The organism is Hamadaea sp. NPDC051192 (assembly GCF_040682475.1).
Taxonomy (GTDB): domain Bacteria; phylum Actinomycetota; class Actinomycetes; order Mycobacteriales; family Micromonosporaceae; genus Hamadaea; species Hamadaea flava.
In genome coordinates this window covers 1-26,821 of the sequence record NZ_JBFBAZ010000037.1, presented here as the reverse complement: position 1 = coordinate 26,821, position 26,821 = coordinate 1, and the positions used below count along the sequence as shown (strand labels likewise).

Annotated in this window: 21 protein-coding genes and 1 pseudogene; 15 read left to right on the top strand and 7 right to left on the bottom strand. The window is 68.3% G+C overall.

Annotated elements, in window-relative coordinates; genetic code table 11:
• Positions 1-65 precede the first annotated feature (65 nt).
• A complete protein-coding gene (locus AB0M47_RS17995; RefSeq protein WP_363414551.1) occupies positions 66-1,376 on the top strand; it encodes an SGNH/GDSL hydrolase family protein in 1,311 nt (436 codons plus the stop codon).
• A gap of 143 nt (positions 1,377-1,519) precedes the next feature.
• Here AB0M47_RS17995 and AB0M47_RS17990 read toward each other — a convergent pair whose 3' ends face one another.
• The 3 genes from AB0M47_RS17990 to AB0M47_RS17980 all read right to left on the bottom strand — a co-directional run bounded on the left by AB0M47_RS17990 (position 1,520) and on the right by AB0M47_RS17980 (position 4,024).
• Positions 1,520-1,975, bottom strand: coding sequence for a MarR family transcriptional regulator (locus AB0M47_RS17990; protein WP_363414622.1), 456 nt, complete (start codon positions 1,973-1,975; stop codon positions 1,520-1,522).
• A gap of 190 nt (positions 1,976-2,165) precedes the next feature.
• Positions 2,166-2,885 carry a response regulator transcription factor gene (locus AB0M47_RS17985; protein WP_363414548.1) on the bottom strand — a complete coding sequence of 240 codons (720 nt, stop codon included), beginning with the start codon at positions 2,883-2,885 and terminating at the stop codon, positions 2,166-2,168.
• A complete protein-coding gene (locus AB0M47_RS17980) occupies positions 2,882-4,024 on the bottom strand; it encodes a sensor histidine kinase (protein WP_363414545.1) in 1,143 nt (380 codons plus the stop codon). The genes AB0M47_RS17985 and AB0M47_RS17980 overlap by 4 nt, the downstream gene beginning before the upstream one ends.
• 135 nt (positions 4,025-4,159) lie before the next feature.
• Here AB0M47_RS17980 and AB0M47_RS17975 point away from each other — a divergent pair, with 135 nt between their 5' ends.
• Positions 4,160-5,221, top strand: coding sequence for an alpha/beta hydrolase (locus tag AB0M47_RS17975; protein WP_363414542.1), 1,062 nt, complete (start codon positions 4,160-4,162; stop codon positions 5,219-5,221).
• Between the two features lie 75 nt (positions 5,222-5,296).
• Here AB0M47_RS17975 and AB0M47_RS17970 read toward each other — a convergent pair whose 3' ends face one another.
• The gene (locus AB0M47_RS17970; RefSeq protein WP_363414539.1) at positions 5,297-6,853 is read right to left on the bottom strand and encodes an FAD-dependent oxidoreductase; all 1,557 of its coding nucleotides are present in this window, start codon (positions 6,851-6,853) and stop codon (positions 5,297-5,299) included.
• Between the two features lie 72 nt (positions 6,854-6,925).
• Here AB0M47_RS17970 and AB0M47_RS17965 point away from each other — a divergent pair, with 72 nt between their 5' ends.
• Complete coding sequence (locus AB0M47_RS17965; protein ID WP_363414536.1) at positions 6,926-7,660, top strand: helix-turn-helix transcriptional regulator; 735 nt, start codon at positions 6,926-6,928, stop codon at positions 7,658-7,660.
• Positions 7,661-7,699: 39 nt separating this feature from the next.
• Here AB0M47_RS17965 and AB0M47_RS17960 read toward each other — a convergent pair whose 3' ends face one another.
• On the bottom strand, positions 7,700-11,227 hold the full coding sequence (locus tag AB0M47_RS17960; RefSeq protein WP_363414533.1) for a hypothetical protein: 3,528 nt from the start codon (positions 11,225-11,227) through the stop codon (positions 7,700-7,702).
• Positions 11,228-11,370: 143 nt separating this feature from the next.
• Between AB0M47_RS17960 and AB0M47_RS17955 the strand changes: the two genes are divergently transcribed.
• The 11 genes from AB0M47_RS17955 (at position 11,371) to AB0M47_RS17905 (ending at position 23,599) form a co-directional block, all read left to right on the top strand.
• On the top strand, positions 11,371-12,369 hold the full coding sequence (locus AB0M47_RS17955) for a LacI family DNA-binding transcriptional regulator (RefSeq protein ID WP_363414530.1): 999 nt from the start codon (positions 11,371-11,373) through the stop codon (positions 12,367-12,369).
• 151 nt (positions 12,370-12,520) lie between these two features.
• A complete protein-coding gene (locus tag AB0M47_RS17950) occupies positions 12,521-13,426 on the top strand; it encodes an NAD(P)-dependent oxidoreductase (protein ID WP_363414527.1) in 906 nt (301 codons plus the stop codon).
• Positions 13,423-14,697 carry an enolase C-terminal domain-like protein gene (locus tag AB0M47_RS17945; protein WP_363414524.1) on the top strand — a complete coding sequence of 425 codons (1,275 nt, stop codon included), beginning with the start codon at positions 13,423-13,425 and terminating at the stop codon, positions 14,695-14,697. The genes AB0M47_RS17950 and AB0M47_RS17945 overlap by 4 nt, the downstream gene beginning before the upstream one ends.
• A 55-nt stretch (positions 14,698-14,752) precedes the next feature.
• Positions 14,753-16,114 (top strand): sugar ABC transporter substrate-binding protein, encoded by a 1,362-nt coding sequence (locus AB0M47_RS17940; RefSeq protein ID WP_363414521.1) that lies wholly within the window; start codon positions 14,753-14,755, stop codon positions 16,112-16,114.
• 143 nt (positions 16,115-16,257) lie between these two features.
• Positions 16,258-17,094: a sugar ABC transporter permease gene (locus AB0M47_RS17935; protein WP_363414518.1), complete on the top strand. Its 837-nt coding sequence runs from the start codon at positions 16,258-16,260 to the stop codon at positions 17,092-17,094.
• The gene (locus AB0M47_RS17930; RefSeq protein ID WP_363414515.1) at positions 17,091-17,978 is read left to right on the top strand and encodes a carbohydrate ABC transporter permease; all 888 of its coding nucleotides are present in this window, start codon (positions 17,091-17,093) and stop codon (positions 17,976-17,978) included. Before AB0M47_RS17935 ends, AB0M47_RS17930 begins: the two co-directional genes overlap by 4 nt.
• Entirely contained in the window at positions 17,975-18,784 is an 810-nt protein-coding gene (locus tag AB0M47_RS17925) for a hypothetical protein (protein ID WP_363414512.1), read from the top strand. Before AB0M47_RS17930 ends, AB0M47_RS17925 begins: the two co-directional genes overlap by 4 nt.
• 13 nt (positions 18,785-18,797) lie before the next feature.
• Complete coding sequence (locus AB0M47_RS17920) at positions 18,798-19,769, top strand: acetylxylan esterase (protein ID WP_363414509.1); 972 nt, start codon at positions 18,798-18,800, stop codon at positions 19,767-19,769.
• Positions 19,766-20,905, top strand: coding sequence for a hypothetical protein (locus AB0M47_RS17915; protein WP_363414506.1), 1,140 nt, complete (start codon positions 19,766-19,768; stop codon positions 20,903-20,905). Before AB0M47_RS17920 ends, AB0M47_RS17915 begins: the two co-directional genes overlap by 4 nt.
• Positions 20,902-22,494: an FAD-dependent oxidoreductase gene (locus AB0M47_RS17910; protein ID WP_363414503.1), complete on the top strand. Its 1,593-nt coding sequence runs from the start codon at positions 20,902-20,904 to the stop codon at positions 22,492-22,494. The genes AB0M47_RS17915 and AB0M47_RS17910 overlap by 4 nt, the downstream gene beginning before the upstream one ends.
• A gap of 748 nt (positions 22,495-23,242) precedes the next feature.
• Positions 23,243-23,599, top strand: coding sequence for a MerR family transcriptional regulator (locus tag AB0M47_RS17905; RefSeq protein WP_363414500.1), 357 nt, complete (start codon positions 23,243-23,245; stop codon positions 23,597-23,599).
• Positions 23,600-24,267: 668 nt separating this feature from the next.
• Here the strand turns inward: AB0M47_RS17905 and AB0M47_RS17900 are convergent.
• Both AB0M47_RS17900 and AB0M47_RS17895 read right to left on the bottom strand, forming a co-directional pair.
• A pseudogene (locus AB0M47_RS17900) lies at positions 24,268-24,740 on the bottom strand (DUF4158 domain-containing protein).
• 104 nt (positions 24,741-24,844) lie between these two features.
• Positions 24,845-25,459: a TetR family transcriptional regulator gene (locus tag AB0M47_RS17895; protein ID WP_363414497.1), complete on the bottom strand. Its 615-nt coding sequence runs from the start codon at positions 25,457-25,459 to the stop codon at positions 24,845-24,847.
• Positions 25,460-25,564: 105 nt separating this feature from the next.
• Here AB0M47_RS17895 and AB0M47_RS17890 point away from each other — a divergent pair, with 105 nt between their 5' ends.
• The gene (locus AB0M47_RS17890; RefSeq protein ID WP_363414494.1) at positions 25,565-26,689 is read left to right on the top strand and encodes a Gfo/Idh/MocA family oxidoreductase; all 1,125 of its coding nucleotides are present in this window, start codon (positions 25,565-25,567) and stop codon (positions 26,687-26,689) included.
• Positions 26,690-26,821: the final 132 nt, after the last annotated feature.

Below are 26,821 nucleotides of genomic sequence, written 5' to 3'. Positions count from 1 at the left end.
GACTCATCACACGCCGAGGTAGGCAGCTCCCAGTCATCCGTGTCAATCAATTCAGGAGGTCACACGTGAGCTTCTATCGTTTCGGACTCGCGAGACGGCGCCGGTGGCGATCGCCGCGCGCCGTGGTCGGGTCGTCGGTCGCCGTCCTTGCCGCTGTCGCGTCACTCGCCCTGGCGACGTCAACCGCCGGTGCGGAGGCCCGGCGGGAGGACACTCATTGGACCGCGGCGTGGACGGCCTCGATGATTGCCGCTTCACCACCGCTTTTCGGGCAAGGACCGGACAACTGGTCTCTCGACGGGTTTACCGACCAGTCTGTCCGGCAGGTCGTCAGGGTTACCCGCGGCGGGTCGACCCTGCGGGTCAGGCTATCCAACGCGTATGGCTCCGCACCCCTGGCTGTCGCCGGCGCGTCCGTCGGCGTCGCACGCGACGGCGCGTCGGTGAAGCCGGGAACGATGCATACCGTGACGTTTGACCGATCGCCGTCGACGGTGATACCGGCTGGACGAGAGGCAGCCTCGGATGTGGTACCGATGCACGTTTCGCCGCTACAGCGACTCACCATCACTTTGTACTTCGCCCAGCCGACCGGGCCGGCGACATTCCACATGCATTCCTTTGCAACGTCCTACCGGGCTCCAGGCGACCACCAACTCGACCAGAGCGCCGCGGCGTTCGGGGAAACCACGACCTCCTGGTACTACCTGACCGGCGTCGACGTGAACGGATCAGATGAACACGGCAGCGGCGCGGTCATAGCGTTCGGCGACTCGATCACCGACGGAGCAATCTCAACGGTGGATGCGAACCACCGGTACCCGGACCTCCTCGCCGAGCGACTGGTCGCCGCTGGGCGCCCGGTGAGCGTTCTCAACGCGGGCATCGCGAGCAACCAGGTCCTCGGTACCTTCCCCGGGGGCGGCGCGAGCGCGCTCGACCGGTTCCACCATGACGCGCTCGACCAGCCTGGAGTCCGATCCATAATCATTCTGGAGGGCATCAACGACATTGCCATCGGCACGTTGACCACCGGCGAGCCGGTAACCGCCGCCCAGCTCATCGCCGGGTACAAGACTCTGATCCAGAGGGCGCACCAGCGTGGTATCCACATCATCGGCGCGACGATCACACCGACCAAGGCAGCCATGGAAACCCCCTTCTACACCGAGTCCGGTGAGGCGGTACGCGAAGCGGTAAACGACTGGATCCGTACCAGTGGCGCCTACGACGCCGTCGTCGACCTCGACCGGGCTATCGCCGATCCCGCCGACCCGCGACGGATGCGGCCCGAGTACAACAGCGGCGACGGCGCACATCCCAACGACGCGGGCATGCGCGCGATCGCCGATGCGATCGACCTCAACATCCTCTAGCGCTCATGCCGACCTCCTGCGGGGCCGTACGGTTTTCGGTCGACACCACACGGTGAGCTGGGGAGCCCTCCCATCGGTCAGGTAGATGGGAGGGCGCCAGCCGCACAAGCGCACCGGTCCGCGCGGGGCGCCGAGATGACCCGTCAGCGTTGTGCGTTGACAATTCGCGACATGAGGGTGATGAACTGGCGCCGCTGGGAGGCCGTCAGTGGCGCGAGGAACTCGTCCTGGATGCCGTCGATGGTTTTGTCGAGATCGAGCAGCTGTTCGACGCCTTCCGCTGTGATCGTGACGATGTTTCGGCGCTTGTGCTGGGGATCGACTGAGCGCTCGACCAGGTTACGCGACTCGAGATCGGTCAACGCGGCGGTCACATCGCTACGATCGATACCGGTATTCCGGCCGAGCTCGGCCTGACTTGCGGGCCCCCACTCCTCCAGTGCGGCGAGGAGTCGGTAATGGTAGCCGCGCAGTCCGCTGCCATGGGCTTCGAACCCGACGCTGAGCAGTCCGGCGGAGCGTGTGTACGCCCGACTGACCAACCAGGTGGCGCGTCCTTCGAGTCGAGCCGGAGTGCGGCCGACGTCATGGCGAGGCATGGGCACGTGTCAAGGATAACAGTTGTGGGCCGCGCCAACTCTCGCTCTGTTGGTGCTACCAATATTAGTGCGGTCCGCGCATCGGGTTGGCGACCCGTGGCGACGCCCTGGCAGACAAGTGGGATGACCGCTACGGCGCGGTGATTCGGTTGTGGGACGACAACCCAACCCCGACGAAATCGACATTAGGTCACGGCCGGGGACGAGGTGTGTGGGCCAGGCCGGTCTGGTAGGCGAGCACGACGAGTTGCGCGCGGTCGCGTGCGCCGAGCTTGGTCATGGCGTGGTTGGCATGCGTCTTGACCGTGAGCGGGCTGAGCGTGAGCTGGCGGGCGATGTCCGAGTTGGACATCCCGTCGGCGACCAGGGCTACCACCTCACGTTCGCGGTCGGTGAGAGTGGCAAGCAGCGGCGAGGGGGGGACCGGCTCGCTGTCGTGCAGCGTGAGGTACCTGGCGATGAGGCCCCGGGTGGCGGACGGCGAAAGCAGTGCGTCGCCGCGGGCGACCGTGCGGATCGCGTCGATGAGGGCGTCCGGGCGTGCGCCCTTGCCGAGGAACCCGCTGGCCCCCGACCGTAGCGCCTCGAAGACGTATTCGTCGATCTCGAACGTCGTCAGGATGAGCACCCGAACCCTTGCGAGGCCGTCGTCAGCGGCGATCCGCCGGGTAGCAGCCAGCCCGTCAAGGTCCGGCATCCGGATGTCCATCAAGACGACGTCGGCACGTGCCTCGCGGGCAACCCGGACGGCTTCGTGGCCGGTGGCCGCCTCGCCTACGACCGTCAGCCCCGGCGCACGGTCGATCACCAGCCGCAGGCCTGCGCGGATGAGTTCCTGGTCGTCGGCGAGGACTACTCGGGTCAGGGCTGTGGTCGCGGACGCTGGCGGGGCCGCCGCGGTCCCGGTCATGAACCTTCGATCCCGCCCGCTCGCAGCGGAAGCTCGGCGACGACGCGGTAGCCTCCCTCGGGCCTCGGCCCTGCCGACAGCCGTCCGCCCAGGGCAGCTACCCGCTCTCTCATGCCCACGATGCCGTGCCCTTCGGGCCTATGGGTGACCGCTTCTCCCGCGTCCTCGACCGTGAGCCTGAGCGCCCCGGGCGCGTACCCGAGCCGCACCACCGCAGTATCGCAGTCCGCATGCTTGCGGGTGTTGGTCAGCGACTCCTGTATGACCCGGTAGGCGGTCAGCTCCACCGCCTTGGGCAACGGCCTCGTCTGGCCGGTCACCTCGCGAGTGACCCGCAGGCCTGCGCCGGCGAATGAGTAGATGAGCTCCTCGAGCTGGTCAAGTCCCGGCGCCGGCTCCGCCGGCTGCGCCGACTCCGTGCCGGGCTCGCGCAGCAGCCCGACGGTCAGCCGCAGGTCCTCGAGGGCTTCCTCGCTGGCCCGCTGGATGTGCGCGACGGACTCTCTGGCCTGCGATCGGTCCTCGTCGTCGAGCAGGTAGGCCAGCGCACCGGCCTGCACGTTGATCAGGGCGACATGGTGCCCGATGGCGTCGTGCAGTTCCCGGGCGATTCGCAGCCGTTCGGCGGCAACGCGGCGGTTCGCCTCGTGCTCTCTATCCTGCTCGGCCCGCCTGGCGCGCTCGTCGGCTTCGGCGACGTAGGCATGGTGGCTACGGGCGGCGAAGCCGGTGGTCACCGCTAGGGCCGCCCACAGCAGCACGACGAAGCCCGTGATGCCGGGATGGGTGATCAGCGAGGCGGTGAGCAGCGTCGCCTTCACAGCGACGCCGACGGCGAGCGTCCGACCCTGACCGGAACCCAGCGCAATCGAGTACAACGCGTAGAAGACCGCCGGCAACGTCAGCGGGTAGGCCAAACCGTCCGCCATCAGCACCACCGACCCGATGACGGCGACCGCCACGGTGCCGACCGGGAACCGCCGGCGCGCCGCCAAGACCGCGTAGACCACGACGGCCACCGCCCAGCTCAGCGGCTGGTGAGAACTCAGCGCATGCCGGACGTCGGCGGGGATCGTCACCACCGCGAACAGCACCATCGCGGTGAAGGCCGACATCAGCAGCAACTGCTGCCTGGCCATCAGCCTGCTCCAAGCACTCGCCCACATGCCAGGACTGTAAGCACCCGCCCTCGCCATCGGCCACTGAACTACTGCGAACGCAGTAGGCGAGGCCGGAAGCCGCACCGGATGGCGCGGTAACGCCTTGCGTAATCGGTGCGGCAAGCCGACGACTGGAGCGGCGAAGACCCAGACGATGAGGAGCCGAACCGAAAGGAATGCAGGATCATGTCAGTCATTGCACAACCACAACCACAACCACAAGCAATCCCGAGATCTGCGACGAAGCGCCGACGGCGCCTCATCGTTGCCTCAGCGGTCCTCATCGCCATCGTCGGGCTGCTCCTGGGAAACGCCTTGATGGTGGACAGGCAGGACGCCGACGCCACCGGGAACTCGACCCTGCCCGTTGACGGCGGGAGCATCTACATGAGCCAGGATGGCCCCCACGACGCCCCGGCCCTCGTACTGATCCACGGGACTGGCAGTTCACTGCGCTCGTGGGATCCCGTGGTGCCGATGTTGGCCACGTCCTACCGCGTCATCCGGATCGACCTGCTCGGGCACGGCCGGTCCGCCAAACCGGCCGACGACCTCTACGCGATGGAACAGCAAGGACACCGGGTCGGCCAAGTACTGGACCAGCTCGGCGTCAAGCACGCCATCGTCGTCGGTCATTCCACTGGCGGCTACGTCGCCACCGCCCTCGCCGTGCAACGAGGCGACCTAGTGACCGCGATAGCACTTATCGACACCGGACCCAGCTTGGACGCATTCGTCTCCTCCGGGGCCGTCGGCGATCTCGTCTTCACTCCCGTGCTGGGGCAACTACTGTGGCGACTTCGGACCGACGGGATCGTTCGCCGGAGTATGAGCTCCGCGTTCGCACCGGGTTTCAAGAACATCCCGCAAGGGCTTGTCGACGACACGCGCAGCATGACCTACCACGCGCTCACCGCGACATCCCACGCTTCCGATGACTATCTGCTACAACATCCGCTCCCGGATCGGCTCACGGAACTCGGCAAACCACTGCTGGTGATCTTCGGCGAGCAGGACCAGAGGTTTCCATCCTCATCCGCCGACCAATACCGAGCCGTCGCGGGCGCGAGAGTCGAGTTGGTGCCGGGTGCTGGACACACACCCATGATCGAGGATCCGCCGCGGACCGCCGCACTTCTGCTCAGCTTCGCCAGTTCCGTGCTCAAAGCCCAGTAGTGACGTGGCGCAATGCATCTGACGCCCATCGAGTACGGGATGCGGCGCACACGTCGACGCCGAGGTCAGTGGAGCCTAGGCGGCCCACGTGATCCGCTGACCGCGCTGGAGGAGTCGGGTCTGAAGGCTGTGGATGTCGATGTCCTGGACGTCGATCCGCCGCTCGATGGACTGTATCGCCGCGACCGCTGCGGATTCGGCGAGTACGCAGAACACCGGTTCCATGCGGGTGGCGGCGTAGCCGATGTGTGTGGCGGACAGGCACACCGGGACCAGAAGGTTGCCGCACTCGGACTGTTTCGGGGTGAGAGCCCGGTAGGGAATGGGGTACGGCTTGCCGGTGCCGAGGTGGCCGCCGATGAACATGTCTCCTTCGGTCGCGACGCCGACGTGCCCGGCTTCCGGGTCGCAATAGGCGATCCGCCGGACCGGATAGACGTCCACTCCGAACAGTGCGAGGCCGATGCTGTCGGCGGGGGCTGTGCGATTCAGCACGTCGTCATGCGTGACGGTGTATCGCCCGTCGAGCCGTCGCGACACGCGCACGTACAACTGGGATGGCCAGCCTTCGGTCTCGGGGAACATCGCCGCGTCCAGCCCGTACGCCGCTGTCTCGGCGCGGAACTGCGCAGGCACCACCGGATCCGTCGACAGGAAGTGGTGTAGTCCGCGGAGGTAGTCGATGTGATGGCGCCACACATGCGACCGCTCGTCCCAGCCTCCGTCCTGGTACGCCCGGCTCACCCCGAGCGGAGCGTTGCTGATCAGCGACGAACGCTGATAGTTGTATTCACCTGAGTTGAGCCAGCCCGGGAAGATGGCCCGTAGCGCCTCAAGATCTCCTCGCTGGTGGGCGACGTATCGCCGGACCAACTCGAAGTCGGCCGCGTTGTAGTCGTCGGGTGGAGTGATCTCGGCCCGGCGCGCTGGGTCAGCCGTCACGTACAGCCGATAGTTGTAGGCCTGGGTGTAGTCGTCGCCAGACCCGATGGGCCGGCCGTGATCGGCCTCGACGTGGGGAAGCAGTCCACTCGTGCTGTCGCCCGGCACGACGTGGGGGTCGATGGGCGTCCAGTTCGTGACGGGGCGTACGCCGGCGACCTGTTCGCCGAAGGCGTCCTGCGACTCTCGTCCGGTGCGGTAGGAGACGCCGGACGAAGCCATCAGGTCGCCCTCATAGGACGCGTCGATGAAGACCTTGGCCTCGACGACGGCGTCGAGAACGGACTCGGAAGCGGGCAACGGAACGCCCCGCCGGTCCGGTTGCGAGGTTTCGAGTTGGAGGGCGACGATCCGGTTGCCTTCGCGCCGGACCGAACGGACGCGTCGTTCGAAGATCACCCGGATACGGCTGCCGTCGATCCACTCGTGGAGCCGACGGGTGATGTCCCGCGGATCGTCGCCGAGTTCGAGAATCACGTCCCTGGTCAGACCGCCCACCGCCGCCGGGACCGGGCAGTCCTGCCGGGGCTTGATGCCCGAGGTGAGCATGCCGCCGAGCCAGCGGCTGGGCTCGATGAGGATGACGGAGGCGCCTTCCTGGTACGCCGTCATCGCGGCGACGCAGCCGGCGGGCGTACCTCCGTAGACGCAAACGTCGGCCGTGATCGGTGAAGTCACTGCGGTGGTCATGGCATGCACTCTTGCGCAGCCCGACTTCGGCTGAACATACCAAGTCTGATCACGGCCATGTACTTTCTTGCCATGGTCAGGTTGGACGGTTACCTGCTCGCAGGGCCACGGGAGCAGTTCGGGCGAGCCGTCGACAGCTACGAAGGCTGGTGTCTGCTGCTGCCCCGCACGGGGTCGTTCGCGTACGAGGTGGTCAAGGGCGCACAGGCGGTCGCGGAGGGAGTCGCGCAGAGCTACGACATCGTCGTCTGCCCGCCCGGGGGATCGCTGCGGCGTCGGATGCTGAGCCCGACGTCCTTCTTCCACGCGCGCTTCCGCACGGAGCTGGAGCCGCCCATCGGGCGTACCCACGTGCAGGATTTCGACCGGCTCCGGGCCGACCTCAGGATGCTCGAAGCGGCTCAGGCGCACGCCGACCTTGTCGCCGCGCACGTGGTCGCCGACCTGATCCTGATGACGCTCGGCAGGCGGGAGGCGGATGAGGACGACCTGGTGCGACAGGCGACCGCGTACATCCTGGACCACTTCGCCCGCCCGGACCTCTCGCTCACCCGGTTGGCGGCCGCACTCGGGATCAGCCCCGCTCAACTCTCTCGGCGCTTCCGAGCCGCACGCGGCGTGACGCCGGTCGCGTACGTGCGCGATGTCCGGCTGCGGAAGGCCCGGGAGATGCTGGCCGAGACCGACGACACCCTGCAGACCATCGCCGAGCGCTGCGGATATCGCAGCGCGTTCTACCTCAGCCGGGTGTTCAGCGACCGCACCGGCCAGTCCCCGTCGAGTTACCGGCACGACAGCCGGGTGTGAGCGGCGGCTGATGTCTCAGCCGCCGCTCAGCCTGTCAGATCAGGGGCAGATGAGTGGCGGATAGGGAACCCGCCGAACCTGGTACGCCGGTCGGCCACCAGCGTCCACCACGGAGCCGTCGACGGTCACCTTGCCCGCCGGCAACGACACCGCGTCGACCGCGAAGGTTTGCGAGACCTGGGTACCGGGTGACACGTTGCGGAACTCCTTTACGCCCCAGGGCGTGGTGATGCGGATTCCCGCCGCGGAGGCCTCCCGGTTCGTCGCCTCCACCCGGACCGCGCTGCCCGAGGGCAGGCAGACCGCGACGGCCCGCGTCGACAAGGCGACCTCGTCTCCGCCGGGCGGCATGAGCCGCAGGGCCCGGAACAGGCTCGGATTCTTCGACTCGGCGACGCCCTTGCCCCAGCTGCTCCAGCCACGGCGGCCGGAGCCGTCGTTCTCGTTGACGGCGACGGTGGCGGCCAGCACGCGGTCGGCGGGATCGACGCCCAGCGCTGCCCAGGTCACCGCCAGTTCATAGGTGGTGGTCTTCGTCGTCTCGTTGCGCTTGACCACGCTCGTGAGGCCGCCGGTGCCGCCGCTGACCGGTAGCCAGCGGGTGAGGTCCACCGGTCCGGCGTCGGTCAACGCCGTGCCGATCTCGCCCACCGGCTGAGCGCCCTCACCCGGCCAGCCCGGTGAGGATCCGAGCTGGAGGCCGTCGCCCTGCCAGATGGAGGCGTCCCGTGCCGGTTGCGCGTGGACGTCGTCGGTGATCCGCGCGGTGACGTAGAGGCGGTCGTCATCATGGGTGATCCACAAGGTTCCGCTCAGGTCGGACAGGCCGCCCCACCCGGCGATCGCCTGCTCGGCGGCGCCGAGGCTCTGCGCGGGCAGCTTCTCGACGTCGCGATCCACGACGCCGTCCACCGCGACCGACTGGTAGGGCACATCCACCGCCACCGAACCCGCCGACACGATCACGCCCGTCGCCGTATCGGTCGAGGGCCCCGAGACGGTCGCCGACCATGATCCAAAGGCGGTCAGCGGGACGTCCCGCACCACGGTCGCCCCACCGGCGACCTGCTCACCGGCCAGCACGGTGCCGGTCGCTGCACCGACGGTCCAGGTGACGTCGTCGAGGCGTACCTCCTGACTGCTGCGGTTGCGCACCTTGAGCCGGAGCACGTCGGCTCCCGTGGCGCTCAGCGCGTGCGTACCCGTCAGCTGCAAGGCGGGCAGGACCTGCCCGACGGCGGTCAGGACGCCGATGGCGTGACCGCCTTCCCCCACGACGGCGCTCCATGTGCGCTGACCGACCTGAGCCGGTGCGAGGTGCGCCGCCACGTCCTGAGTCATCCCGGCGGGCACGGTTGCCTGCGTGGCGAACCCGTCGGAGACCAGCGAGAGGTTCCGCGCCGACGTGCCGGTGTTGGCGATGTGCCAGCTGGCGTCGGGCGCGATCCCTCCGACCGCGCCGGTGACCGTCAGCGAGAACGCTGACGTGGTGGTGACCGGGCCGAGAACGCCCTGCAGATAGACCGGCTCGGGGCCGACCGAGACGTGCACGCGGCCGGTGGCGTCCGGTTCGACGACTGTCGTGCCGCCGTAGAGGTTGGTGACGCTGACCGGGCCGGTCGCCTGGACGCTCCAGGTCTGCGGCGTCAACGCCCACAGGGCCTGCATCCGCGTGTCGGCCGATTCGCCCGTACGCGGACCGAACTCGACGCCGTAACGGCCGGCGCCCAGCGACAGGACACTGCGTGCCGGGCGTTCGGCGGTCTGGCGGGTGAGCACGCCTTCGGCTGTGAAGGCGGGCTTCGGGGCGTACGCGCCACGGGCGTCGGTCTGGTTGCGGATCATCCCGAAGTTGTGCTCGGGATCGGCCGGGTTCGTGCCGTCGTCTTTGAAGTCGTAGACGGTGTAGCGGCCGATGCCGTCACCGAGGGCCAGCAGTTGAGCACGCGCGAGGTCGCGCGCCTGGACCGCGGGTGTGACGCCAGGCGCGTTCGCCGTTGTGTACCAGCCCTGCTCGGTGAACCAGATCGGCATGTCGGCGTGCCCGGCGGCCGCGAACTTCTGCCGCAGGATCGCCGCGTGCGCCTCGAACACCTCTGGCTCGGCGGTGAAGTTGTAGGGGTGCGTGGTGAAGGCGTCGATGTGGTCGAGGCCGCCCGCGGCGATGAACCCGTCGAGCCAGCCTTGCCAGTCGTTCATCGGTGCGAGCGCCGGCCCGGCGATCACCGCGTCCGGATGCGTCGCCTTCACCTGCGCGGTGGTCGCCGCCAGCAGCGCGACGTAGTTCTGTGGGGTGGCTCCGGCAGGGCCAGTGGCGTCGCGGATGTTCCACTCGTTCCAGACCTCGTACGCCGCGTGCGAGGTGCCGAAGTGGTCGGCCGAGGCTAGGGCGTACCCGGCGAAGCCGGCGCGTCCCTCGTCGGTCGCCGGTGCCTCGCCGGAGTGGTAGAGGGCGTTGCCGTAGTCGAGGATCTGCAGCGAGTCGACGTCGTTGGCTCGCAGTGCCGCCACGGCGCTGTCCACCCGGGCGGGGAAGGCGTAGACGGCCTTGGTGCGCTCGACCTCCGACCAGTACGCCTCGTCGCGGGCGAAGCCGAGTCCGGCCTCGCCGAGCAGCGGTGCGGATGCGGCCGGCCAGGTGCCGCCGTAGTGCGTCGATGCGCCGATACGCCGTTCGCGCAGCGTACTGGCGGGCAACACCGAGACGTCGGTGCCGCCGGTGACGGTGGTGCCGTCGGGCTGGACGGCGGCGATGGCGACGGAGTACCAGCCGGTCGGCAGCGTCCCGAGAGAGATGACACCGCCGAGTTGGGCGGGGGTGCCGGAGCCGGTGGCGACGACGGCCCCGTACGCGTCGCGCGCCGTCCAGCTCAGTGAGGTGGCGGCGGTGTCGACGCCGAAGGAGACGGTGTCGCCGGCGGTGAAGGCGTTGCCGAGCGTCGTCGGCCGGATCGCCAGGGCGGGCGGCGGAACCTGCACCACGACGTCGTCGACGTCCAAGGTCACCGTCGGCCCCGGCTTGACCCGGAATGCGTCGATGAGCAGCGAGATCTGGGTCAGCTGGCCGTGCCACACCCCGTCGTTTGCGCCGCCCCAGTGCCCGTACTGCGTGCCACCGGCGAAGGTGGTGACCGACAGCTTCTGCCAGCCGGTGCCGGGCGTGAGCGCGAGGGTCTGCTGGTGTGCCTGTCCGGTGCTGTCGACGAGACGGAGCACGAGGCCGGTGAGTTCGGCGCTGCGGACGGACAGCTCGAGCCGCTGCAGGTCGAGAGATGCGACCGCGCGCACCATCTCGACCGTGCCGGTCGCGACGGTCGCCTGGACGCGGGCCGAGGCGGTGCCGCCTGCCGGGGCGTCGGTGGTGGTGCCGACCGTGGCGGTCGCGCCGCCGGAGGTGACCGGGAACCAGGGACTGGTGCCGTTCTCGAAGTCGCCGATGACGACCGGGCCGGTGCCGGCCGCGGCGGGCTGGGGCAGCGCCGTCGTCGCGACGACGGCAGCCAGGCAGGTCAACAAAATCAGCGTCCGGGGCGGGCGCAATCTTCGGGCGAGGGAGGAAACGGGCATGAGCACTCCTCAATGAGCGTCGGATGATCGCGAGGCTGAGGATGGGACGGACGATTCATGCCTGCGAAACCGGTTTCGCATTGAGGCGATTTTGCGCGGCTGCCCCGGCTCTGTCAACGGCTTCGCGTCGGTATGCTTTCGGCATGGCCTCGGACCGCAGCATCCGGTTGAGCGACATCGCGGCGATCGCCGGGGTGTCGCTGTCCACCGCGTCGAAGGCCCTGAACGGGGGCGACCGGATCTCGGAGGAGACCCGGGCACGCGTACGCGAGATCGCCGAACGGCTCGACTTTCAGCCCAACGCCCTGGCTCGGTCGTTCGCGCTCGGGCGCAGCCGCACGATCGGCGTGCTGACCTACCGGGCGGCCAGCACCTTCGCCGGCCCGGTCCTCATCGGGGCCGTCCTGCAGCTGGGTGAGCTTCAGCAGGCCTCGCTCGTGTTCGACGAAGACCTGCTCGTGCCGCGCGAGATCACCGACAGCATCCGGGCGCTGCAGGCCCGCCGCATCGACGGTCTGCTCGTGGTCGGCGACGGCCACGAGCGGGTGTCGCCGTCGGTGACACACCATTTCGGGGTGCCCGTCACCTATGCGTTCGCCGCTTCGGACCATCCAGAGGACGTCGTCTACCTGCCCGACAACGAAGGCGCCGGACGGCTGGCGACCCGGCATCTCATCGAGCGGGGCCGCACTCGCATCGCCCACATCACGGGCACGCCGGGCAGCATCGCCGTCCGGCTGCGGGAGCGGGGGATGCGGGAGGAGCTGAAGGCGGCTGGGCTGAAGCAGGCCGGGCCGACCCGCTTCGGGACGTGGGCCGCCGACACCGGCGCCGACGCGATGTCGGAGCTGCTCGACTCTGGCGCGCAGGTCGATGCCGTGTTCTGCGGCAACGACCACATCGGGCTGGGTGTGCTCGGCGCCTGCCAGGCCCGAGGGCTGCGGGTGCCTGACGACGTCGCCGTGGTCGGCGTCGACAACTGGGAGGGCGTCGTCCTCGACCAGAGCACCCGCCGGCTTACCACCGTCGACCTGGAACTGCAGCGGCTCGGTCGGCTCGCAGCGGCCGACGTGCTCGCGCCCGACCGTACCCCGGGGGAGCATCTCGTGCCGCCGGAACTGGTACTCGGTCCTTCTTCCTGAGTCGCCGCCGAATCTTGTAAGAGTTCTCGTCAATTGACCGTCCTAGCAGGACGGTCAATTTCTTGTGCGCCTGCCGTAACCGGGTGTTGACATTGGCGGCGGGCGTGTGCTTCTCTGCTGCGAAAGCAGTTTCGCAAATCCGATCTCGAACGTGAGGTTCACGCGCGTGCCGCAGCTCATCCGACCCGCCCGGGTGTTGGTCACCGGAGCCGACGGGACACTCGGCCGGCCTACGGTCGAGGCGCTCACCGATCGCGGCATCGCGGTCACCGGGCTGTCTCGCACCTGGTCCGCGCCCACCCGCGCGGACCGGGTCGTCACCGGCGACGCCGCCGATGAAGACCTGGTACGCGAGGCGCTGACGGACGTCGACGCGGTCGTGCATCTGGCCGCGACCGCCCATCCGAGCCTCGACACGCCCCGGGCGGTGTTCGTCGGCAACACGTCGGCCACCTTCACCGTCCTCGCGTCAGCCGGTGAGGCGGGCGTACGCCGGGCGGTCATCGCCAGCTCGATCAACGCGTTCGGCGTACCGATGAACCGGCACGACGTCCGGCCGGCGTACTACCCGCTGGACGAGGCCTCCCCGGTGGCGCACGACGACGCGTACTCCCTGTCGAAGTGGGTGGACGAACACATCGGCGCGTACGCCGCCAGCCGCTGGGACATGGCCGTCGTCGCGCTGCGCTTTCCACTGGTACGCGAGCTGGACACGCTACGTAATACGGTGCCGCGGATGCTCGCTGCACCCGGCGAACCGGCCCGGCTCGCCCGCGAGGGTTGGGCGTACCTGGCGATGGCCGACGCCGTGGACGCGATCGTGCGCGGCCTCATCGAGCCGGTATCCGGGATGCACACCTTGCTGGTCGCCGCCGACGACACGATCATGGCCGAACCCACCGAAGAGCTGCTAGACCAGTATGCCGACGGAGTCGAGCGGCATCGGTCCTTCGCGGGCCGGCAAGCACCGGTCGACACCTCGGCCGCCCGGCGGGTCCTCGGCTGGGCTCCCACCATCTCGATCGAGGACGGCCAGACCTTGGAGGCATCCGCATGAGTACGCAGCCGGCGCTGTCCGCCTTCGCCCAGCCGTGGGAGGCGCCCGACGACGTGCGCATCACCCGGGTTCGGGCGATCGCGACCGCCCCCGAAGGGATTCCGCTGCTGGTCGTGAAGGTCGAGACGAGCGACGACGGCCTGTACGGCTTGGGCTGCGCCACCTACACCCAGCGATGGAAGGCCGTCGCCGCCTACGTCGAGGAGCACCTGGCCCGCCTGGTGGTCGGCCGCTATCCCGGCGACATCGAAGACCTCGTACGCCTGGCCCGGTTCTCGTCCTACTGGCGCGAAGGACCCGTCGGCAACAACGCCATCTCCGGGCTCGATCAGGCGCTCTGGGACATCGCCGGCAAACGGGCCGGCCGGCCGGTTCACGAACTCCTCGGAGGCAAGGTACGCGCAGCCGTCGACACCTATCTGCACGCCGGCGGGGCGACGATGGCGGAGACCCTCGACCACGCCGAACGGCTTCGTGACCAAGGGCTGCGGCACATCCGGCTGCAGACCGGTCAGCCGGGCTCCGGGCATTACGGCGCCCCAGCGGTTCCCCCGGCGGCGGCCGCGGCCGACGACGTGTACGCCGGAGGCTGGAACGTCGAGGAGTACCTGCGGCGTACGCCGGAACTGTTCGCGGCGGCTCGCGATCGGCTCGGCCCCGACATCGCCCTGCTGCACGACGTGCACTCTCGTCTGACCCCGAAACAGGCCGTCGTACTGGCCCGCGCCCTCGAGCCGTACCGCCTGTTCTTCCTGGAAGACGTCATCGCGCCCGAGCATTGGGACCGCCTGCCCGAGGTACGGGCGGCGTCGCCGGTGCCGTTGGCCGTGGGCGAGCTGACCACGTCGCTCACCGACGCGGCCCGGCTGGTGCTCGGCGGAGGCGTCGACTTCATCCGCTCTCACATCTCCGGCATCGGCGGCCTCACCGCGGCACGCAAGATCGCGGCCGCCGCGGAACTCGTCGGCGTGCGTACCGCCTGGCACGCGCCAGGCGACACGTCGCCGATCGGCGCGGCGGCCAACGTCGCCCTCGACGTGACCAGCCCGGCCTTCGGCATTCAAGAGGGACACGTGTACGCCGACGCCGTCCACGAGGTGTTCCCCGGGACGCTGCGCATCGAGCGAGGCTGGCTGCGTCCCCACGAAACGCCGGGCTGGGGCATCGACCTCGACGAGAAGACCGCCGCCCGGTATCCCGCCGGTCTGGCCGGTCATGACGCCTGGGCCGCGCGCGTACGCGGCCGGGACGGGGGACTCATCGCTCCCTGATCCGCGCACCGCTCCCACGGGGTGATCCAGCCCAACGAATTCTGCGAGGAGACTCATGAGAACCACGAGAAGACGGATTCTCGCGCCGGCAGCTCTGGCCGTCGCGGCGCTCGCCCTGACGGCCGGCTGCAGCGGATCCGACACCGAGAAGTCCGGACCGGTTTCCATCACCGTCGCCGGCATGCCCACCAGCCAGCAGCCCAAGCAGCTGGACGCGTTCAAACGCAAGATCACCGATTTCAGCGCGGCCAACCCCGACGTCAAGGTCGTCGGCGACGAAGCCGTCTTCGACATCCGCACGTTCCAGGCCCAGCTCGCCGGGGGCAAGCTGCCGACCGTCTTCTACGTGCCGTTCACCGAGATGCAGGGCCTGATCGCCCGGCAGCAGATCGCCGACATCACCAGCGCGGTGGGCGCGGATTCCGCCGTCAGCCGGATCAACCCGTCGATCCTCAAGGTGACCAAGGACTCCAACGGCCACATCTACGGCGTGCCGATCCAGGCGTACAGCATGGGCCTGCTCTACAACCGCGACCTGTTCAAGGAGGCGGGCCTCGACCCGGACAAGCCCCCGACCACCTGGGACGAGGTCCGCACCGCCGCCAAGGCCATCCAGACGGCCACCGGGGTGCAGGGTTTCGCCAGCATGACGAAGGACAACACCGGCGGCTGGGTGCTCACCACCATGAGCTACGCCAACGGCAGCACGATCCAGTCGGCCGACGGCAAGAAGGCCACCGTCGACAACGACGCCACCCGCAGCGCGCTGCAGTTCTATCGCTCGCTGCGCTGGGACGACAACACGTTCGGCTCGAACTTCCTGCTCGGCTACAACGACGCGATGAAGGCCTTCGCCGGCGGCAAGGTCGGCATGTTCGTGCAGGGCGCCGACGCGTACACGACCGTCGTGTCGAACATGGGCATGAAGCCGGACGACTTCGGCCTCGCACCGCTGCCGCAAGCCGGTAACGGCTTGGGCACGCTCGGCGGCGGCACAGTGGCGATCATCAACCCGCGAGCCTCGGCGAACGAGGTCAAGGCCGCGATCAAGTGGCTCGAGTTCGACAACTTCCGCAAGTACAGCAGCGAGCAGGAAGCGGTCGCCGACGCGAAGGCCAAGGCGGCCGACAAGCAGCCGGTCGGCGCGCCCGCGCTGCCGCTGTTCGACCAGGCGACGACCGACCAGTACCTCGGCTGGGTCAAGGACTACGTCAACGTCCCCCGGCAGAACTACGCGTCGTTCTTCGCCACCGCCCAAAGCGTGGCCCTCGTCCCGGAGCCACCGACCAAGGCCCAGGAGACCTACGGCACCCTCGACACCGTGATCCAGGCCGTGCTGACCCGCCGGGACGCCGACATCAACGCGCTGCTGACCGACGCTCAGCGCACGGTCCAGGCGATCATCGACGCCGGCTGATCAACGCACGACCGTTGTCGCGCCGCGCGCCCCGCGGCGCGACAACGCCGCCCAGACACGAGGTGATTCCGCTGACTGCTCCCCCAAGGTCCCGGCCACGCAGTCCCATCACATGGGTACGCCGAGGCGGGCTGACGACGCTGGTGTTCTTCCTGCCCATGCTGCTGTCGTTCGGATTGTTCTCCTGGTGGCCGATTCTGCGGTCGCTGCCCCTGAGCGTCCAGCGCACCAATTTCCTCACGACCCAATGGGTCGGCCTGGAGAACTTCACCCGAGTCCTGAACGATCCACTGCTGATCACCGCCTCGCTCAACACGCTGTGGTTCGCCGTGCTGGCCCTGGTGATCGGCTTCCCCGTCCCGATCCTGTTCGCGGTGGTGATCGCCGAGCTACGCCGCACCCGCGGACTGGCCTCGGTCCTGGTCTATCTGCCCGTCATCTTCCCGCCGGTGGTCGCCGTCCTGCTGTGGAAGGCGTTCTTCGACCCCAGCCCCACAGGCGTGCTCAACACCGCCCTCGGGTGGTTCGGGCTCGGGCCGCTGGCCTGGCTCAACGACGGCGATCTCGCCATGCCGTCGATCGTGCTGCAGGCCACCTGGGCGTCCTTCGGCACGGCGACCATCATCTATCTCGCCACCCTGATGGGGGTGCAGACGGAGCTGTACGACGCCGCCGAGACCGACGGCGCGAGCGCGCTGCGCCGGTTCTGGCACGTCACCTTGCCGCAGATGCGCGGCGTACTGCTGGTTATGTTGCTGCTGCAGCTGATCGGCACGTTCCAGGTCTTCACCGAGCCGTACATCATGACCAACGGCGGCCCCGAGAACCACACCGTCACCATCCTCATGCTCATCTACCGGTACGCGTTCGTCTCCGGCGACTACGGGCGCGCGACGGCGTTGAGCCTGCTTCTGGCAGCCGCGCTAACGGTGCTGTCCTGGGTCTACCTGCGGGTCACCCAACGCTGGAGCACGTCATGAGCGCCGACACTGAACGCAGCATCCTGTCACGCATCGACCGCCGCCGTCCCGGCGTGCGCGTGGCGCTCGGCATCGTCCGGGTACTGGTGTTCACCGCACTCGTCGTGTTGTGCGTGGGACCCCTGTTCTGGCTGTTCAAGGCGGCCACCTCCACGTCGACCGAGACGCTGTCCGCGCCGTTCTCGCTCTGGCCGAGCGGCTTCCACTGGAACACCTTCGCCGAGGTGTGGACGAAGATCGACTTCGCCCGCTACTTCGTCAACACCCTGTGGCTCATGGCCGGTTCGCTGTTCTTCGGACTGCTGGTCGCGACGACCGGCGGCTACGGACTGGCCGTCCTGAAACCCCGGTACGCCAAAGCCGTGTACGCCGCGATCCTCGCGACGTTGTTCATCCCCGGCGTGATCTCGCTCGTCTCGCTCTACCTGACCGTGATGGACGTGCCGCTGCTGCACGCCAACCTGATCGGCACGCTGTGGGCGGTGTGGCTGCCGGCGTCGGCCAACGCGGTCAACGTCCTGCTGATGCAACGGTTCTTCGCCGCCATCCCGGGCGACCTGTTCGAGGCGGCCCGCATCGACGGCGCCGGCCCCTTCCGGATCTTCGTCTCCCTCGTGCTGCCGATGTCGCGGCCAATCCTGGGCGTCGTCAGCCTGCTGACGCTGGTCGGGGCATACAAGGAGTTCCTGTGGCCGCTGCTGGTGCTGCCGAACCCGCAAGACCAGCCGATCTCGGTCGCCCTGCCCCGGCTGGAGACCTCGGGGGACTTCGCTCAGTTCATGGGGGCGCTGTTCATCTCCGTGATCATTCCAGTGGCGCTGTTCCTGGTGTTCCAACGCCAGTTCCTGCGGGCCGCCGGCAACGCCGGAGCGCTGAAGGGATGAACCTCCACATCGGAACCGAACGGTTGCGGGCCGAGATCCTTGCCGATGGTGGGTGCATCGCCTCGATCCTGGCCGACGGCCGGGAACTGCTGCTGCGAACGCCGTGGGCCGGGCTCGACGACGGAGCCCCGATGACGGGTTCGGCGGCCGAATGGCACCGGCGCTACCGGGGCGGATGGCATCTGCTGCTACCCCGCCCGCTCGGTCCGGCCACCGTGGGGGGCATCGCCCAGCCGTTCCACGGTGAGGCCGCCTGGCGGAAATGGCGGCTCGAACAGATCTCGGCGACCGCCTGCCAGGCGCAGGTGCTGCTGCGTAGCGTGCCATTGACCGTCGACCGCACCATGGACATCCGCGACGGTGAGCTCCGGGTGACCACGACGGTACGCAACGAGGGCCCGGCCGAGGTCCGGTTCGGCTGGGCCGAGCATCCCGCGTTCGACGCCGGACTCTTCGATGGCGGACGCGTCGACCTCGACGGGAAAGACGTACCCGTCGTCCCGCTCGGCGCGGGCGCCTTCGAAGACCGATCGATGTCGACCGGCCGGGCCAGCGTTCTCGGACCGGACGGGCTCGCCGTCGACCTGCGATGGGACGCCGCACTGCTCGGCCGGGCCTACGTATGGCAGGAGCGCCGCGCCACCACCGGCTTTCCCTGGTACCCGGCGGCCGACGCGCTCGCCGTGGAGCCGGCGTCCCAGCCTCACGACCACCCCGGCGACGACCTCGGGACCCTCACGCTCGCCGCGGCCGCCGAGCTCACCTCCACCGTCACTCTCACCGTCCACACCAGACCGACCGTCTGATCGGAAGGACCCCATGCCCCGCTTCGACCTCAGCCTCGACGAGCTGCGCGCGTACCGGCCCGTCGTCCGGGAGCCCGCGGACTTCGACGAGTTCTGGACGCGTACGCTCGCGGAAGCGCGCGCCGCCGGTGACAAGCCGACGTTCACCCCGGTCGACACGCCGCTGACCGCCTGCCGCGTCTTCGACGTCCGATTCCCCGGGTACGCCGGTGAACCGGTCGCCGGCTGGCTGCTGATCCCGTCCGGCGCAGAAGCGCCGCTGCCCGCGATGGTGCAGTACCTCGGCTATGGCGCCGGCCGTGGACTGCCACACGAATGGCTCGCCTGGGTCGCGGCGGGATATGCGTTCTTCGTCATGGACACCCGCGGCCAAGGGGCGAGCTGGGGCGTCGGCGGCGTGACGCCTGACCCGCACGGCAGCGGCCCAGCCACCACTGGTGTCATGACCCGGGGCATCGACAGCCCCGACACCTATTACTACCGCCGCCTCTACACCGATGCCGTACGCGCCATCGACGCCGTGCGGGACCATCCGATGGTGGACGCGGCTCGGGTGGCCGTCGGCGGCGGCAGCCAGGGTGGTGGCATCACACTGGCGGCGGCCGGCCTGGCCGACGGCCTCGTCGCCGCGCTGCCGGATGTGCCGTTCCTGAGCCACTTCGAACGAGCCGTCGGGATGACCAGCCGCGATCCGTATCAAGAGATCGTCCGCTACCTCGCCGTCCGGCGGGACATGAGAGAGCAGGTCTTCACAACGCTGTCGTACTTCGACGGGGTCACGTTCGCCGCTCGCGCGTCCGCCGCCGCGTTGTTCTCCGTCGCACTGCTCGACCAGACCTGCCCGCCGTCCACCGTGTTCGCCGCCTACAACGCGTACGCAGGGGAGAAGGACATCACCGTTCATCACTACAATGACCACGAAGGCGGTGCGGCGAGCCAATGGCCGCTACAGGCAGCCTTCCTCGCCGCCCGGCTCGCCTCGTGAGCACCGTCCGCTATGGCGTGAACTACTTGCCCAGCCGCGACTGGTGGTACGCCTGGGTCGACTGGAACGACGCCGACATCGCCCGCGACCTCGACGTCATCGCCGGACTCGGCTTCGACCACATCCGCATCCAGTGCCTGTGGCCGCTGTTCCAGCCGAACCCGGCGCACATCTCCCCGGTGTTGCTGTCCCGGCTCGTCCGGCTGCTCGACCTTGCCCACGAACGCGGTCTCGCGGTCTGCCCGACGGTGCTCGACGGCTGGCTGAGCGGATTCGACTTCCGCCCGGCCTGGCTGCGCGACGCCGACCCCTTCACCGACCCGGCCGCAGTAGAGGCGGCGGCCGTCCTGGTGACCGAGGTCGGCAAGACCGTCGCGGGGCACCCGGCCCTGTGGTGCCTCGACATCGCCAACGAACCCAATGTCCTCATGCGGAAGGCGGGCCTCGGGCCCGGCACGTGCGACGGATGGGTGCATCGCATGGTCGCCGCCGCTCGCGACGGGGCTCCCGGCGTACCAATAACTGTGGGTGTGGACCACGAGCCTTGGATGACCAGCGACTGCGCGCTGAGCGCGGACGCCGTGGTGGAGGTCTCCGATCTGATCGCGATCCACGCGTGGCCGTACTTCACCGGGGCCTTGGGGCGATTCGGCGAGGGTGAGCGGGGCGCTTGGGCGATCCCCGACTACCTGGCGCAGATCGCGGTGGCCACCATGGGCGATCGTGGCAAACCCCTATGGGTGCAGGAAGTGGGAGTGTCCGAACTGTGGCTTGAGCACGCTTCCGTACCCGACTTCGCCGAGCGGATGCTGCGCCGAATCGCCGCCGTCCCCGAAGTCGCTGCGGTCACCTGGTGGGCGTCGCACGACATCGACCACCGATTCGCCGGCTTCGACGAGCTGGAGTACGGACTCGGCCTGATCGACGCGGCGAACACCATCAAGCTGGTCGGAGCGCGTGTCCGCGACGTCGTCGCGGAGTTGCGTGCCCGCGAGAGGCCGGAGCCCGGTCCTGAAACCATCGCACTGCCGCCGAACGTCGTGCCGGACCTGGACTTCGCGGAGAAGTGGTTTGCGGGCATGGGCGCCGACGTCGGTCCGCGCATCGTACGCGAGAAGGGGACGACCGCCGAATGACGCAGCTGCGTGCGGAGGTCCTGGTGGTCGGCGGGGGAGTCGGTGGCGTTGCCGCAGCTCTCGTCGCCGCCAAGCTCGGCCGGACGGTGATCCTCACCGAGGCCACCGAATGGCTCGGCGGCCAGCTGACGAGCCAGGCGGTGCCGCCGGACGAAAACGCGTGGATAGAGACCGACCTGACCGCGACCGGGTACGCCGACTTCCGGCAGCGTATCCGCCGCTACTATCGGGACAACTATCCGGTGTCCGCGCGGGCCGCGGCCGACCCATTGCTCAACCCCGGACTGGGACATGTGAGCCGGGTCTGCCACGAACCGCGGGCGGCGCTCGCCGTCATCGACCAGCTCCTCGCGCCGTGGCGGTCCACCGGTCGCCTCACCGTCCTGTTGCGGTATGAGCCGATCGCGGCGGAGACCGCCGACGACCGGATCACTGCGGTAGTCCTGCGTGGACTGGACGGCACGGAGCTCACCGTCTCAGCCGACTACGTTCTCGACGCGACCGAACTCGGCGACGTGTTGCCCCTGGCCGGCGTCGAACACGTCATCGGTGCCGAAAGTCAGAACACCACCGGCGAACTACATGCTCCGGCCATCGCAGATCCGCTCGACCAGCAGGCGATCTCGTGGTGCTTCGCGGTCGAACACCGGCCCGGCGAAGACCACACCATCGACCGCCCAGCCGGATACGACTTCTGGCGTTCAGAGGTCGCCCCGTTCTGGCCCGGCCCGCAGCTGTCCTGGACCGACGTCGAACCGGTCAGCCTCAAGACTCGCCATCGGCCGATCTTCGCCGCCGAACCGGGCGGACCACCCGCCGACGACCTGTGGCACTACCGGCGCATTCTGGCCGCCAGTAATTTCACCCACGCCGGCTTCAGGGACATCACGCTGGTCAACTGGCCACAGATCGACTACTGGCAGAAGCCTCTTCTCGGAGTCGACGCCGCGACCCGGGCCGCGGCCCTCGACGGCGCGCGCGACCTGTCGCTGTCATTCCTCCACTGGATGCAAACCGAAGCACCCCACCCTGACGGCAACAGCGCCGGATATCCCGGGCTGAGGCTGCGGGGCGACACCACCGGAACCCTCGACGGCTTGGCCCTCGCCCCGTACATTCGCGAGTCGCGTCGCATCCAACCCGAGTTCACCGTCCTGGAGCAGCACGTCGGTGTCGCATCCCGCCCGCGCGGCGCGGGGAGCGAGATCTTCAAAGACAGCGTCGGCATCGGCCATTACCGCATCGACCTGCACCCCAGCACAAGCGGACGCACCTACGTCGACATCGAGTCGTATCCATTCCAGATTCCGCTGGGCGCTCTGCTCCCTCGCCGGGCCGACAACCTGATCGCAGCCGGCAAGAACATCGGCACGACCCACATCACCAACGGCTGCTATCGGCTGCATCCGGTCGAATGGAGCGTCGGCGAAGCCGCCGGCGCCCTCGCGGCGTACTGCCTCGACCGGAGGCTGCCTCCCCGCAAGGTGCGCGCCGACAACACCGAGCTCGCCGATTATCAGCGGCTGCTCAGCGACACCCTCGGCATCACCCTGGCCTGGCCCGACGAGATACGCACCTCGAGAGGATGATCGGTTAGCCGATCATCCTCTGTAGTGCGGACTGGGATCTGCCGATTCCGGCGTAGGCGAGCAAGCCCGCGGTGGAGCCGATTCGTGGGTCCGTGTGGGTGTCCGGCAGCGTACATCTGTTCATGGAGTGCGCTCGCTGACTGGTTCTGGGTCTGATCGCGCGCATGGCAGCGAAGTGCTGCTCCACGGACGGTCGTCCTCGAAGAGGCGCGGATTCTTCGGCGCCCGGGCGCCGATTGAGGATGCCCCCGCATATGGGAAATTCTCTAGGCGCGGTTGTAGACATTCGGCACGAGCGTCGGTACAGTAACAGGTGTTGCGAGGGTCGATTGAGTGCGACAGCCGAACTGGCGCACCGAAAGACAAGACTGAAGAAAGGCCCGTGCCAGGCGGGCTCGGCGGCCAGGCAAGTGAACAGGGCTGCAGGGTGGCTGGCCGGGTGATGGCCCGGAACTGCCGAGTCATCGGCACGTGATGGTCAGAAGGGAAGGGAGGGGAGCGACGCCATCGGATCGCCCACCTGGTCGCGCTCAGCGCCGGTGGGAGCCGTAGACCCCAGGAACGGGAGGTGGTCCTCGGTCACATCCACGCCAGAGTCCCGCGATGCCGTCCCATGGCATGGTGGCGGGGCAGACGAAAACCGGTGCAACGTAACGGCCGGTGATGGTTAGAACCCGTAATACTCCCTGGGTCCCGGTGCCGCCATATGGCACCGGGACCCCTATCACGTATCACAGAAAGGACGTGTATGACAGTTGACGGCACTGCGTCGCCGGACCGATTCGACGACGAGCATTACCCGGCCTACACCATGGGGCGCGCTGCGGAGATGATCGGCGCCACTGCCGCGTTCTTGCGTTCCGTCGAGGCGGCCAAGCTGTTCGCTCCCGCTCGATCCGAAGGCGGCCATCGTCGCTACAGCCGCTATCAGCTACGGCTCGCCGCCCGCGTACGGGACATCGCCGATCAAGGCACCGGGGTGGAAGCGGCATGCCGCATCGTGATTCTGGAAGACCAGCTCGCCGAGGCGCTGGAACTGAACAGGCGCTACGAAAGCGAGGCGGCGGAGATCAGCGACTCATCGAGCGGCGAAGCAAAGCGTTGATCAGCCGACCGCTGGCCCGCTGTTCACGCCTGCAGGATGGAACGTTTTGCGGGCTCAGTGGGGCATTGCTGATTCTCCTGAATCAGGGCCCGGGTTGAGCCTTTTGTGATACTTTCGGGCATCGCTTGTGTGCGAGCTGTTAGGTTCCGTTGTTGGCTGCCGCGACGGCATGCCCTTCACAATCCGCAGGTTTCACGATCTCGGCGATCAAGGTCAATGTCTTGATATTGGACCGCGTTGACCCTGCGAGCACCAGCCGACCCGGCCCGAGGCCACCGCGCTGCCCCGGACCGGATTCCTGCGCGTGTGGTTCGCCGGCACGCTGATCGACGCCCTGCCGTCGTCGATCCTCCGCGAGCCGGTGGTGGTCAAGGTTCGGCGTTAACGGCGATCGTGATGGCGGCGGGGACGTTGACGGTGGCGACTCCGGTTATGGCCCTTGACCAACGATCTTCCGGAAATTGGCGTTAGGCCTCTTCTGCCCGGTCAGGGCTAAGGTGGTCGATGTCGTTGGCCGCGCTGCCGGAGACGCGGCGTGGCGTCCAGTATCGGTGGCTTGATGCGACTGACCGACTGACCGGGTGTCGAAGATGCGCCTGCCTCACGACCCGACTGACCAGCCGGTCCAGCTCGTGCACGGCCGGAAGTAGAACCTGCCGCTGCCGCAGCTACGCCACCTCCTCTTCGAACGCCTTCGGCCCCGCGCCCGTCGTCCACGCCCCGGTGATCAATCCACCGGGACAGCTCATCGCTGTACGCCGAAAGTCGCTCCACCCGTCGATACGCTTGATCTCCCAGTGATGATCGAGCCGCATCTTCTCGCGATCGAGATAGTGCTTCACATTCGACGGATCGGCCACGCCTAGCTGCGCCGCGATGTAGTCCAAGACCACCAGCGGCACATGATCGGATCCTCCAGGATCTTCCTCAGGAACCGCACCGTCGTCAGCTGGAGAGCGAACCCGAGCCGACTCGCATCCGTACGATGCCGGTCGATCAGCGCTCGGTCCTGATCGACCGGCAGGAAGAACCGCTCCAGCTCGTCACGGGTCGGCGGCACTTCGTGCAGGCCGAACCCCTTACGCTGCTTCGCGCTCAGAAAGAGCGGCGCGTCCTCATCCACAACATCGAACGTCAGCATCGACCACAGGCGATCAACATACGCGCCGATTCCCGCGCACGCTGCCCTGCCAGCACCGAACCGGCCTAACGCCAGTCTCCGCAAGATCGTTGGTCAAGGGCCGTTTATGCGGGCGAGTCGGTCGGACGTAGCCCGTCGAGGACGATCTGGAGATTGCGGTGCCACTGTTGATCGTCGGCGCGCAGACCGATCGTGTGTTGTCCGGGTATTACTGCGGCGAGCAGGAAGGCGACGTCCTGCCAGGTGACGTCGCCGCGTACCGCCTGGGCGGTCTGCGCGCGCTGGACAAGGCGCTGGATTCGGTCCCTTAGTTCGGCCAGGGGTAGTTCCAGGTCTAGTCCGGATGCCTCGCCCAGTGCCTCGTTGACGCCGCAGCTGGCCGTGCGTAGTCGTACGTAGGCGGTGGCGAATTCGCTTAGTCCAGTCCAGGGATCCGCGTTTCGCAGGGCGCGGTCGGCTTCCTCGACGGCTTCGCTGAGCAGTTCGGCCAGCACGGCTTCAAGGAGTGCCTCTCGGGAGGGGACCCGGCGGTAGAAGGTGCCGATTCCGACGCCGGCGCGGCGCGCGATCTCGTGTGCGGTGACGGCGATCCCCACTTCGGCGACGGCCGCCCGTGCGGCTTCAACCAACCGTTCCACGTTGCGCTGTGCGTCGGCTCGAGGTTGGCGTGCCGCACCGCCCGGCAGTAACCGCTGGGCGGAACGGGGTGGGTGGCTCATGAGGGGATCCTAGCAATAAGTGGACTTATCGCGTCCGGTTAGATTAGCCTTCCGTCAAGCGGACGTACCGCGTCCGCTTAATTGCTCGGAGCTGGAGGCAAACACATGGCTGCACACAAGATCCGGGTGGGCGTCATCGGCGCGAACCCCGACCGCGGGTGGGCGACGAGCGCCCACATCCCGGCGCTGCAGGCGCTCGCGCAGTATGAGATCACCGCCGTAGCCACCAGCAGGGCCGAGAGCGCGCAGCGGGCGGCGACCCGGTTCGGCGTGCCACACGCCTTCACCGATGCTCGCCACCTGGCCGAACACCCGGATGTGGACCTGGTCGTCATCACCGTCAAGGTGCCGGCCCACGCCGAACTCGTCCAGACCGCGCTCGATGCAGGCAAGCATGTCTACTGCGAGTGGCCACTGGCGCTGACCACCGAGGAAGCCGAAATCCTGACCAAGGCGGCCCAACAGGCCGGCGTGCATCACGTCGTGGGTCTGCAGGCCCGGTATAGCCCGGCGATCAACTACGCGCGGACGTTGCTCGCAGACGGCTACGTCGGCCGTGTCACGTCGGCTAACATCTATGCGGCTCGTGGCAAGGGCGCCGCCGAGGAGATGCCCAGTTGGGCCGCGTACACACTCGACCTGGCGAACGCCGCCGGTCTGCTGGAGGTCGCCGCCGGGCACACCCTCGACGTCCTGGAGCACCTGCTCGGCGACATCACCGAACTCTCCGCCGCCCTTTCCGTACAGCGCCCCCGCTACACCATCGCCGAGACCGGCCAGACCGTCGAAGCGACCAGCCCCGATCAGGTGTTGCTCCACGCCACCCTGACCAACGGTGCAGTCGCCTCGGCCCACCTTCACGACGCCAAGGTCGGCGACACTCGTACCCGGCTGGAATTCGCCGGCACCAACGGCGACCTCGCCATCGTCGTCGCCGGTGGCCCCCTCGCGGCCCAGATCCAGGTAGGTGAGGCGCAGCTGTACGGGATCCAGGAGCCCGGTGGCACCTGGCACGAGCTATCCGTACCCGACAGCTACCTGAACGTCCCGGATGCGGTGCCCGCCGTCGCGGTCCGCAACGTGGCCCAACTCTACGCACAGCTCGCCCACGACATCCGCAGCGGCACGCGGCACGTCCCTGACTTCGCGGCCGGCCTGCGATTGCACCGCCTGCTCGACACGATCCGCCGATCCGCGGAAACGGGACTTCGACAGTCAGTCCAGCGCTGACCAAGTACCACAGTCAGCGGTAGCCAGGTTCCAGGCCGGGACTGTGGATCTAACGGTGTTTCCGGCCTGACACGCTGAGCGTGGTGCTCGGCGAGGAAGGCGGCCGTGATGACCGCGACACTGGATGACGTG